At 74.3% G+C, this 11855-nt stretch carries 5 protein-coding genes; all 5 read right to left on the bottom strand.

Going from position 1 to position 11855, the window contains the following annotated elements; all coding sequences use genetic code 11:
• Positions 1–169 precede the first annotated feature (169 nt).
• A complete protein-coding gene (locus ACZ3J7_RS40180; protein ID WP_465628357.1) occupies positions 170–889 on the bottom strand; it encodes an SDR family NAD(P)-dependent oxidoreductase in 720 nt (239 codons plus the stop codon).
• A gap of 491 nt (positions 890–1380) precedes the next feature.
• Positions 1381–2670 (bottom strand): citrate synthase, encoded by a 1290-nt coding sequence (locus ACZ3J7_RS40175; RefSeq protein WP_465628355.1) that lies wholly within the window; start codon positions 2668–2670, stop codon positions 1381–1383.
• Between the two features lie 232 nt (positions 2671–2902).
• The gene (gene recD2, locus ACZ3J7_RS40170) at positions 2903–5101 is read right to left on the bottom strand and encodes an SF1B family DNA helicase RecD2 (RefSeq protein ID WP_465628353.1); all 2199 of its coding nucleotides are present in this window, start codon (positions 5099–5101) and stop codon (positions 2903–2905) included.
• A 147-nt stretch (positions 5102–5248) separates the two neighbouring features.
• Complete coding sequence (locus ACZ3J7_RS40165) at positions 5249–8206, bottom strand: hypothetical protein (RefSeq protein WP_465628351.1); 2958 nt, start codon at positions 8204–8206, stop codon at positions 5249–5251.
• Positions 8203–11598 (bottom strand): FtsX-like permease family protein, encoded by a 3396-nt coding sequence (locus ACZ3J7_RS40160; protein WP_465628349.1) that lies wholly within the window; start codon positions 11596–11598, stop codon positions 8203–8205. The genes ACZ3J7_RS40165 and ACZ3J7_RS40160 overlap by 4 nt, the downstream gene beginning before the upstream one ends.
• Positions 11599–11855: the final 257 nt, after the last annotated feature.

Genomic DNA, 11855 nt, shown 5'->3' with positions numbered 1-11855 from the left:
GCCCTCCCCCTCGCCGCCACCGGCCTCCTCAACCCCATGATCGCCGGCGCCGCCATGGCCTTCTCCTCCGTCTTCGTGGTCGGCAACAGCCTGCGCCTGCGCAAGTTCCGGCCCACCGCCGGGTGACCGAGGGCCCCTCCGAGGGCCCGGGGACCGTCGGCGACCGGCGTCAACGGCCGAGCAGTTCCCCGCCGTTGCAGTGCAGGATCTCCCCGGTGATGAACCCGGCCTCCGCCGAGGCCAGGAAGTACACCGCGGCCGCGACCTCCCCCGACTCGCCGATCCGGCCGAGCAGCGTGCGGGCCGAGCGGCGCGCGACCTCGGCGTCGTCCAGGCGGGGGCCGAAGAACTCGGTGCCCGCGACGGTGCCGGGCGCGACGATGTTGGCGGTGATGCCGGACGGGCCGAGCTGCGCGGCCAGGAAGTGGTTCCAGGCGTGCAGGGAGGCCTTCGCCGCGCCGTAGGAGCCCGCGCCGCGCAGCGCGGCGATGGAGGAGACGGTGACGACCCGGCCGGAGCCGGGGGTGAGGCGGTCGCGGACGGATTCGGTGAGCAGCACGGCGGTGAGCACGTTGCGTTCGAAGTCGCCGCGCCAGCGGGCCAGGACGGCGTGGGGTCCGGCGCCGAGCACGGTCTCCCGGCTGCCGGCGTTGTTGACCAGGACGTCGATCCGGGCGGGCAGCGCGTCCAGCGCGGCCTCGACGGCGTCGGGGTCGGCGAGGTCGCACACCAGCGGGGTGACGTGGGGTCCGATCTCCTGCGCGGCCTGGTCGAGGACGCCGGGGCGGCGGCCGACGATCACCACGCGCTCGCCGGCCTCGGCGAAGCGCCGGGCGACCTCCAGCCCGATGCCGGTGCCTCCACCGGTGACGACGACGTTCCTGGCCATTGCGCGCTCCCTCCCTGACCGTTCGCCGCGCCGCGGCTCGCAGGCGGTCCGTACCGGATTGCCACGATTCCTATCACGCTGGGTTGCGACGGCAGCGGGGTGGGTGACGCCGCGCGGCGGGTGTGCGGTGTGGTATGCGGTCGACCGTCCGGGTGCGCGGACGCACACGGAGAGTGGAGAGAGGCAACTCACACCCCCCTGGCGTAACTCTGCGCCCCCTGGTACGTCTTACCTTTTGTAGAGCGGGGCTCCGGCGGGCCCCGGACGGGCTGTCGATTCGTCGACCGCCCTCGCGCACGGCAACCGGGCCGGACCCGGGGCCCCTGGGAACGCTTTGAGCGGCCGTGTCCCAGGGCCGGGGCCGTCCCGGGCGCCGTGCGCCCCAGCGCGGCAGCAACGGAACGGCGAAGGGGCCCGGTCCCGCCCCCTGTACGGGAGGGCGGGACCGGGCCCCTTCGGGCACCTGGCGGCCGGTCGGGCCGGCCGTCGGCTCAGCGCGCGTCGAGCGGCACGTAGTCGCGGATCTCGACGCCGGTGTAGATCTGCCGCGGGCGGCCGATCCGGCTGGTCGGGTCCTTGATCATCTCGTGCCAGTGGGCGATCCAGCCGGGGAGCCGGCCGAGCGCGAACAGCACGGTGAACATGCTGGTCGGGAAGCCCATCGCGCGGTAGATCAGGCCCGTGTAGAAGTCCACGTTCGGGTAGAGCTTGCGCGAGACGAAGAAGTCGTCCTTGAGCGCGTGCTCCTCCAGCTTGAGCGCGATGTCCAGCAGCGCGTCGGACTTGCCGAGCTGGGCCAGCACCTCGTGGGCGAGCACCTTGACCTGCGCGGCGCGCGGGTCGAACGCCTTGTAGACGCGGTGGCCGAAGCCCATCAGCTTGACGCCGTCCTCGCGGTTCTTCACCTTGCGGATGAACGCGTCGACGTCGCCGCCGTCCTTCTGGATCTGCTCCAGCATCTCCAGCACGGCCTGGTTGGCGCCGCCGTGCAGCGGGCCCCACAGCGCCGAGATGCCCGCCGAGATGGAGGCGAACAGGTTGGCGTGCGAGGAGCCGACCAGGCGCACCGTCGAGGTGGAGCAGTTCTGCTCGTGGTCCGCGTGCAGGATGAGCAGCTTGTCCAGGGCGTTGACCACGACCGGGTTCAGCTCGTAGTCCTCGGCCGGGACGGCGAAGGTCATCCGCAGGAAGTTCTCGACGTAGCCGAGGTCGTTGCGCGGGTAGACGAAGGGCTGGCCCATCGCCTTCTTGTACGCGTACGCCGCGATGGTCGGCAGCTTCGCCAGCAGGCGGACCGTCGACAGGTGGCGCTGCGCCTCGTCGAACGGGTTGTGGCTCTCCGGGTAGAACGTGGAGAGCGCGCCGACCACCGAGGAGAGCATCGCCATCGGGTGCGCATCCCGGGGGAAGCCCTGGAAGAAGCGCTTGACGTCCTCGTGCAGCAGCGTGTGCTGGGTGATCTCGTTGCTGAACGTCGCGAGCTGGCCCTCGTTCGGCAGCTCGCCGTTGATCAGCAGGTAAGCGGTCTCGATGAAGTTGGCCTCACCGGCCAGCTGCTCGATCGGGTAGCCGCGGTAGCGCAGGATGCCGGCGTCACCGTCAATGAAGGTGATCGCGGACTTGTTGGCGGCGGTGTTGCCGAAACCGTTGTCCAGGGTGACCAGGCCGGTCTGCGGGAGCAGCTTCGAGATGTCGAAGCCGGAGTTGCCCGCAGTGCTCTCGACGACGGGGTACTCGTACTCGCCGTCCTGGTACCGCAGTACTACCGATTTGTCGCTCACGTCTTCCTCACCGACGAAATTGATCCTCATCCGACTGCCCTGACTGTCTCAACGATCCCCCACCCGAAGGACGGCCGCGCACCCGGGGGTGACCCCGGGAAGGACCGGGGCCTACAAACTCCGCCGCCGCCACCGGTGCGAACCGGACAAGATCGGCATTGGCACGGACCAGGTTCCGCCCTAAATCTCTTCACGTCAAGACAACCTCTGAACGTACCGTACCCCCTCGAACTCAGCCCGCAGCCAATCTGTGGTCCAGCGCGGAGTGCCGCCGACCGGTGCTCACCGCCCGCACCGCCTGCGCGATGGCCTTGCGCGACCCGACCAGTACCACCAGCTTCTTCGCCCGCGTCACCGCCGTGTACAACAGGTTCCGCTGCAGCATCGGCCAGGCCGACATCGTGACGGGAATCACCACCGCCGGGTACTCGCTGCCCTGCGAACGGTGGATCGTCACCGCGTACGCGTGCGCCAGCTCGTCGAGCTCGTCGAAGTCGTACGGGACCTCCTCGTCCTCGTCGGTCAGCACGGTCAGCCGCTGGTCGTCCGCGTTCAGCGCCGTCACCACGCCCACCGTGCCGTTGAAGACGCCGCTGCGGCCCTTGTCGTAGTTGTTGCGGATCTGGGTGACCTTGTCGCCGACCCGGAACGTCCGCCCGCCGAAGCGGCGCTCGGCCAGGCCCTCGCGGGCCGGGGTGACGGCCGCCTGGAGCAGCGTGTTCAGCGCGCCCGCGCCGGCCGGGCCGCGGTGCATCGGGGCCAGCACCTGGACGTCGCGGCGCGGGTCGAGGCCGAAGCGCTGCGGGATCCGGCGGGCCACCACGTCGACCGTCAGGCCCGCGGCGCGCTCGGAGTCCTCCTCGGCGAACAGGAAGAAGTCCGGCAGGCCGTCGGTCTTCGGCGGCAGGCCCTCGTTGATCCGGTGCGCGTTGACCACCACGCCGGACTGCTGGGCCTGCCGGAAGATCCTGGTCAGCCGCACCGACGGGATCGGACCGCCGGGCGCGAGCATGTCCCGCAGCACCTCGCCGGCGCCCACCGAGGGCAGCTGGTCGACGTCCCCCACGAAGAGCAGGTGGGCGCCCGGCGCGACCGCCTTGACCAGCTTGTTCGCCAGGATGAGGTCCAGCATCGAGGCCTCGTCGACCACCACCAGGTCGGCGTCCAGCGGCCGGTCCCGGTCGTACGCGGCGTCCCCGCCCGGCTTCAGCTCCAGCAGCCGGTGCACCGTGGACGCCTCCGCGCCGGTCAGCTCCGCCAGCCGCTTCGCCGCCCGCCCGGTCGGCGCCGCCAGCACCACCTTCGCCCGCTTGGCCAGCGCCAGCTCGACGATCGACTTCACCGTGAACGACTTGCCGCAGCCCGGGCCGCCGGTCAGCACCGCGACCTTCTCGGTCAGCGCCAGGCGCACCGACTGCTCCTGCTCCGGGGCGAGTTCGGCCCCCGTCCGCTTCGCCAGCCAGCCCAGCGCGGCCGGCCAGTCCACCCCCCGGAACCACGGCAGCCGGTCCTCGCCGGAGCGCAGCAACCGCAGCAGCTGGCCCGCCATCGAGAGCTCCGCCCGGTGGAACGGCACCAGGTACACCGCCGTCACCTCCTGCCCGTCGCCCCCCGGCAGCCGCTCGCGCACCACGCCCTCCGCCGCGACCAGCTCCGCCAGGCAGTCGATCACCAGGCCGACGTCCACCTGCAGCAGCTTCACGCCGTCCGCGATCAGCCGCTCCTCCGGCAGGTAGCAGTGCCCGTTGTCGGTGGACTGCGACAGCGCGTACTGCAGGCCCGCCTTCACCCGCTCCGGCGAGTCGTGCGGGATGCCGACCGCCTGCGCGATCCGGTCCGCCGTCAGGAAGCCGATGCCCCACACGTCCGACGCCAGGCGGTACGGCTGGTTCTTCACCACCCCGATCGAGCCGTCGCCGTACTGCTTGTAGATCCGCACCGCCAGCGACGTCGACACCTGCACGCCCTGCAGGAAGACCATCACCTCCTTGATGGACTTCTGCTCCTCCCAGGCCTTCGCGATCATCTTCGTCCGCTTCGGGCCCAGGCCCGGCACCTCGATCAGCCGCCCCGGCTCGTTCTCGATCACCTCCAGGGTCTCCACCCCGAAGCGCTCCACGATCCGCTCCGCGAACCGCGGACCGATGCCCTTGATCAGCCCGGAGCCCAGGTACCGCTGGATGCCCTGGACGGTGGCCGGCAGCACCGTCGTGTAGTTCTCCACCGTGAACTGCCGCCCGTACTGCGGGTGCGAACCCCACCGCCCGAACAGCCGCAGGCTCTCCCCCACCTGCGCCCCCAGCAGCGCCCCCACCACCGTCAGCAGGTCGTTCGCCCCGCGCCCGGTGTCCACCCGGGCGACCGTGTAGCCCGTCTCCTCGTTGGCGTACGTGATCCGCTCCAGGACCCCCTCCACCTGAGCCAGCTGCAACGGACACCTCACCCGCGATCAGGGACACTCCACCGCGAAAGGTACTCCGTGCCGCCGACACTCCCGCACGGCGGAAGCACGGCGGAAGCACGACAGGGCCCCGGGCGGGGCCGCGCGCCGGCGGCGCACCACCCCGCCCGGGGTCCGCTACTGCACGCCCTCCCCCAACCGGAGGACCCGCGGGACGCGCCGCCGACCCGTCACCCCCTCCAGCGCCGCCGCGCACGGGACCAGCACCAGCAGGCCCAGCGCCGCCGCCGCGACGGCCGCCCAGTCCGGGGCGAACGCCGGCGCGCCCGGCCCCCCGGTGAACACCCGCAGCTCCAGCGCCGGACCGAGCAGCCACGGCAGGGCCAGCCCGAGCAGCGTGCCGCCCACCACCGCCGCGACCGTCAGCGGCAGCAACTGGACCAGCCGCACCCCCGTCGCGGCCCGCCCGCCGAGCCCCAGCGTCCGCAGGTGCGCCAGCGCCCGCCCGCGCTCCACCGAGCTCAGCAGCAGCTCCAGCACCACCGCGGCCAGCCCCAGCAGCAGCCCGATCGCCGCCGACGCCCGGAACGCCGTCTCCAGCGCGGACACCAGCCCGTCCCCCGCCGACTCCCGCAACTGCCCGTCCAGGAAACGGATCTCGACCGGCGCGCCGCGGTTCACCGCACCACCCGCCGCACCGCCGCCGCCCGCGCCCGCGGCCGCCGCCGAACCCTCGACCACCGCCCGCAGCCGCTCCGCGTCGATCCGGCCCGCACCCGCCGGCGAACCCGGCCGGCCCGGCTCGGCGAACAGCACCGCCGCGCCGCGCAGCCCGTTCTGCCGGGGCACCTGCTCCGCACCCGGACCGCCGGCCACCAGCAGCCCGCCCGCGGTCCCGACGTCCCCGACCACCGGGCCGACCGCCCGGTCGGCGGCCGCCCCGTCCGGCAGCGTCCCGACGATCCGCACCCGCACCCGGGTCGAGCCCGCGTCCGCGTCGAACGTCCCCCCGGGGAACCGCTCCGCCGTCACCCGGTCGGCCAGCACCGGGAGTTCGGCCCCCGCCGCGAGCGGCTCGGACAGCTCCGGCGCCCCGGCCAGCGCCCGCGCCAGCACCGACCCCGGCTCGTACCGGGCCAGCGCCACCGGATCGACCCCGACCAGCGCGACGCCCTTCACCTTCGTCCCGTCCTCGTCCGAGGTCAGCGTGGCCCGCGCACCGCGCACCGACAGCACCCCGGCCACCCCCGGGACCCGACACAACTCCTCGACCGGCAAAGGCCGTTGCGACGGACCCAGGACCACCGCGTCACCACCCGTGCGCCACTGCGCGGCCGCCACCCGGCCCTCCCGGACGGTGCCCGACACCAGCGCGCCGAACACCGCGCAGGCCAACGCCGGCACCAGCACCAGCAGCGCCGTCGCCGCCGCCCCCGAACGCCGCCCCGCCTGCGCCAGGCCGACCAGCGCCACCGCACCGCGCCGACGCCGCGCCCAGGCCGTCACCAGCCGCAGCGGCAGCGGGTACACCCGCAGCACCACGACCACCGCCGCCAGACCCAACAGCACCGGAACCAGCGCCAGTTGGGGATCCGTCTCGGCACCCGCCGGAGCCGCGCCGCGCAGCCGCAACTGCAGCACGCCCGCCCCCGCGAGCAGCAGCACCGCACCCTCCACGACCAGCCGCGCCGACAGGCCCGACACCCGCCGCAGCCCCCGCCGACGCACCGGCACCCGGCCCGCCCGGCGCACCGCCCGGCCCTGCCACCACACCGCCACCGCCGGCGCGCACGCCACCAGCGCCGCCGCCAGCCAGGCCGGCCACCACTCCCCCAGCGGACGCCCGTCGGACCACCGGACGGCCACCGCCCAACCCGCCAGCAGGCCCGCCAACGCCGCCGGAACGGCCTCCAGCAGCCGAACGGCCGCCAGTGCGGGCTCACCCGCACCCCGGGCCCGCTGCAGCGCCAGCGCCCCCTCCCGGCGCCGCGCCCCGAGCCGGGCCGCGGCCACCGCCGTGGACACCCCGACCGCCAGCAGGCCCGCCAGCGCGAACGACTGCAGCACCACCGTCCGGGCCCGCTGCACGGCGAACCCGTCCACCAGCGCCGACAAGCGCTCGGTAAGCCGCGGCACCTTCAACGTCCGCGTCCCGGCCGGGCAGGGGAACACGTCCGAGACCACGTCACCGCAGACCGCCACCGCCGCCGTCGACGGGAACTCCCGCGCCCGCGCCGACAGTTCACGCGCCCCGGCAGCCGTCCCGCCGGTCCCCCAGGGCTGCTCCGCCGCCCAGAGCACCCAGGTCGCCTCCACCGTCCGCGTCCCCCGCGCCTCCAACGCCTCCAGCCCCGCCGGAGCCACCATCGCCTGCCCGTACCGGATGTAGACGTCGTCCTGCACGTGCGCGTCCATCGGCGAGTTCAGCAGCGGCAGCTCCCGCCACAGGTCGTCCGAAGCGTCCAGCGGCTCGAACTCGCCGACCACCACCGCCTCGGTGCCCCCGTACCGGCCCGCCATGAACACGCGCTGCCCGAGCTTCAACCCGAACTGCTCCAACGAGGCCGCGGCCAGGCCCAGTTCGATCGGCGCGGACTCCGCGCCGGCCGGCTGCCCCGGCGCCCGGCCGGCCACCCAGCGCACCCGGTCCGCCGCGTCCTGCGCGTAGACCGGCGCCACCATCCCCGGATTGCCGTGCGGCTTCGGCACCCCGTCGCCGGACAGCGCCATGCCGTCGGCCTGCGCCCACCCCGACACCCGGGACAGCGTCCGCGCCAACTCCCCGGACGCACCCTGCCGGACCGTCTCGCCGACCCGGGTCAGGTCGGTGTCCAACGTGCCGAACTGCGGCACCCGCAACGCGCCCCCGGCGTCCACCGGCGCGTTCAACTCCGCCCGCGACACCAGCAGCGGCCCGTCCCGCTGCGCCACCTCCAACCGGCGCGCCAGCTCCTCCGTCGCCAACCGGTCGAACACCGGCGGCCACAGCAGCGTCGCCACCGTCAGCACCGCCGTCAGCGCCGCCAGCACCAGCAGCACCGGCCAACCCGTCCGGACCTCCCGGCCGGCCGGCCGCCAGCCGCCGAAACCGCCCAGCCGCCGCCCGAACAACCGCCGTCCGTCCAGCCCGTTCATCCGTTCTCCCCCGCCCGAAGCTCACGCGCCAGATCGACCCGCGCCAACATCCGCGACAGCACCAGCACCACCGAACCGACCCCCAGGCCGGTCGCCAGCACCACCACCGCCGTCCACCCCCACCCCACCGTCAACTCCAGGGCCGGGAACACCGCCCGGCCACCACCGTCGACCACGATCAACGGCAGCACCACCGCCGCCAGCACCACCCCCAGGACGGCCCCCAGCAGCACCGCGAACCCCACCACCACGGACTGCTCCAACCGCAGCACCCCGGCCAACTGCCGGCGCCGCACCCCCAACGCCCGCAGCACCGCGAACTCCCGCCGCCTGGACCGCGCCGAACCCACCGCGTGCACCGTGAAACCGGCCACCGCGAACACCGGCGACAACGCCAACGACAGCACCAGCGCACTGCGCCGCCCGGACCGGAACGGATCCTCCGCCAACGCCACCGCCTCCGCCCGGGCACTGCGCACCCGGCCCAGCCGGGGATCGGCCGCCAGCGCCCGCTCCGCCCGCACCACGCCGTCCTTCGAGTCCGCCGCCAACAGCCACGCCTCGTCCACGAGCGGCGGCAGACCCGTCTCCGCCCGCGCCCCGGCCCACGCCCGCGAGTCCACCAGCGCCTGCGGCACGTCCCGGCCCGCACCGCCCGGCAGGTCCGCCAGCACCCCGACCACCCGCAACCCGAACTGGTCCTCCTTGCCCGCCATCACCCGCGCGTCCCGGCCCGGCCCGACACCGGTCGCCCGCACGAACGCCTCGTTCACCAGCGCGGGCACCACCGCGCCCCGCCCCGGCGACACCCTCGGCGACCCCGCCGGCAGCAGCGTGAAGGACACCGTGTCCGCACCCGAACTCAGCACGAACGACTCTGCCGCCGGTCCCGGCGGCACCCCGATGGCCGGCTCGACCCCGCGCACCACCGCCGACAGCAGCCCGCCCTCCCCGGGCCGCGCCACCTCGCACACCCCGGACCTCGACACCGGCACCTCGCCCTGCTCCGAACGCCCCGGACACCCCAGCCCGGTCGCCACCAGCGCCCCCCGGGTCGCGTCCCCCCACTCCATCCCGGCCGGCAGCGCCGACCCCACCACCTCCGACACCTCCAACCCCAGCGTCGGCCGCGGATACCCCTGCACCGGCGTGCTCCGCAACGCCAACCCCGTCACCTGCAACGGGTAGTGCAGCGCCCCCGACCCCAGCGCCCCCGACCCCAGCGGCAGCGTCACCGTGCGCGACACCCCGTCCGGCACCAACCGCGCCCGGGCCGTCGTCACCAGCCCGCTCGCGTCCTCCACCCGGACCGACAACCACATCGGACCGTTCCGCTCGACCGGCACCGACGAGGACAGCGCCACCCGCACCCGCACCGACTCCGGCCGGCCCTCCAGCGCCATCCCGTGCACCGGCACGGCCTCCCCCAACCGACCCAACTGCTCGGCCAGCGAACCACGTTCAAGATCCGAACGGACCGCGGGCACCGCGTGCGTCCACGCCCCCGACGCCATCCGCCCCGCCGTCGCCACCGGACGCACCGCCGCCGTGTCCACCCCCAGCACCGTGGTCGGCGCACCGCGCACCTCGCCCTGCGCCGACACCAGCGGCGTCACCGCCGCCACCCCCGGCAACCCCGCCAACGCCTCGTACCGCGCCCCCGACGGAAGCTCGCCCCCCGTCACCCGCAGGTCCGCGCCCACCTCGAACGCCGCCCGGTCCCGGTCGCTCGGCGCCTCACCGGCGATCACCGTGGTGGTCAACGCCCCCACCGCCAGCGCCAGCGCCATCAACAGCACCGGAGCGCCCTGACCCGCACGCCCCCGGCTCACCTGCCAACCGCTCAACGGCGCCACCAGACCCCGCCCGCGCCGCGCCAACCACTCCAACGCCCGCCCCAGCGGCGGCAACAGCCGCAGCAGCAGCAACGCCGCCGCCACCGTCATCACCACCGGAGCCGCCACCAACACCGGATCGAATCCGACCGCACTCGACGCCGGACTCAACAACCCCTCGTACTGTCGCAGTTGCAGGTACGCCAGGACCGCGAGCGCGGCCAGCACCAGATCCGCGCCGGCCCGCTGCGCGACCGCCCGCCGGGCACTGCGCGATGGCGTCTCCCGTTCGCCACCGTCCGCCGCCCACACCACCGGCAGCAGCGCCGCGCACCCGTGCAGCAGCAACGCCGTCCCCGCCACGGCCCACGCCGCCGGACCGGCCGCCTGCCCGGCGGCGCCCTCCACCGGCAACCCCGACCGCTCCAACAACCGCAACAACGGCCCCGCCACCCACACGCCCAGCACCGCCGCCGGCACCGTGCACAACGCCCACTCCACCGCCGCGGCCCCCGACAACCGGGCCCGACCCGCACCGCGCGCCAACTGCAGCAGCAGCTCCGCCCGCCGGAACTCCGTCAGTTGACGCGCCGTCAGCACCATCGTCACCGCCGACAGCACCGCCAGCATCGTCACCGGCACCAGCATCCCCGAGCGCGCCACCATCATCGGCGCCGCCAACTCCCCCAGCGCCACCGGAATCCCACTGGACGCCCGCAGCGCCTCCACCGGCCGCTCCGTCCCCCGGAACACCGCCCTGGCCGCGTCACCCCCGGTCAACCGCTCCACCCGGCCCCGCAGCGCCGCCAACCCGTCGATCCGCCACCGCCCCGGATCCGGCAGCCCCGTCCACTGCACGTCCAACTCGTCCCGCAGCACCGGATTCGTCCGCAGCAGCTCCCGCGCGGACAGCACCAGCCCCTCCGGCCCCCTCAACGAGGTCGCCTCCTGCCAGGCCCGCCACAGCGCCTCCGCCCCCGGCGCCGGCCGGTACACCCCGCTCACCGTCACCGGGAACGACCCGTTCGCCTTCAGCAGCGGCACCGTCCCACCGACCGAAACCCCCAGCCGACGCGCCACCACCTCCGACAACGCCACCTGCTCCGCCCCCGCCGGCCAGGCTCCCTGCGTCAACTCCGCGACCCGCTGCGGCTCCGGCACCGCCAGCAACGTCACCAACTCCCCCGCCGCCCCCGCCTCCGGGCCCGGACCGGACGCCGAAGCCGACGTCGGCAGGGTCAACGAGCTCGACGTGTGCAGCACCTCCTCCACCCGCACCGCCGTCCCCGGCAACGCCCGGTGCAGGGCCGCCCGAACCTGGCCGTCCGCCTTCTCGTCCGCCCCCTCCGCGTACCGCCCCGACACCGAGAGCGACAACCGCGGATCCTCCGCCAACCGGTGCCGCATCCCCTCCGTCACCGAACTGCCCGTCAGCGCGGTCAACGCCGTCAACACCGCCACGGCCAACAACACCGTCACCGCCGCCGCCCCCAGCACGACCCCGTGCTGCCCGGCCCGCCGTACCCCCGCGGGCGAACCGCGCCCGTCCGTTTCCATGTCCCCCGTAGCCCTTCCGCCGTCACTCGATGGTCTGGACCAATCTGATGACGGGCAGTCTGCCGCCTACCCCCGAGTCAAACAACAGCCCGACGATCACGGACCGGACTCGTTCACCCACACCCCGCACCCGGCCCGATCCGGGCGGCCGAAATCCCCCGGAAACGCGAGAAAGCCCCCTGACATCCCGTCAGGGGGCTTTCTCTCAAAGATTGTTCGGCGGCGTCCTACTCTCCCACAGGGTCCCCCCTGCAGTA

Source organism: Kitasatospora sp. NPDC015121 (assembly GCF_055562955.1).
This window is presented reverse-complemented; position numbering and strand designations above follow the sequence as displayed.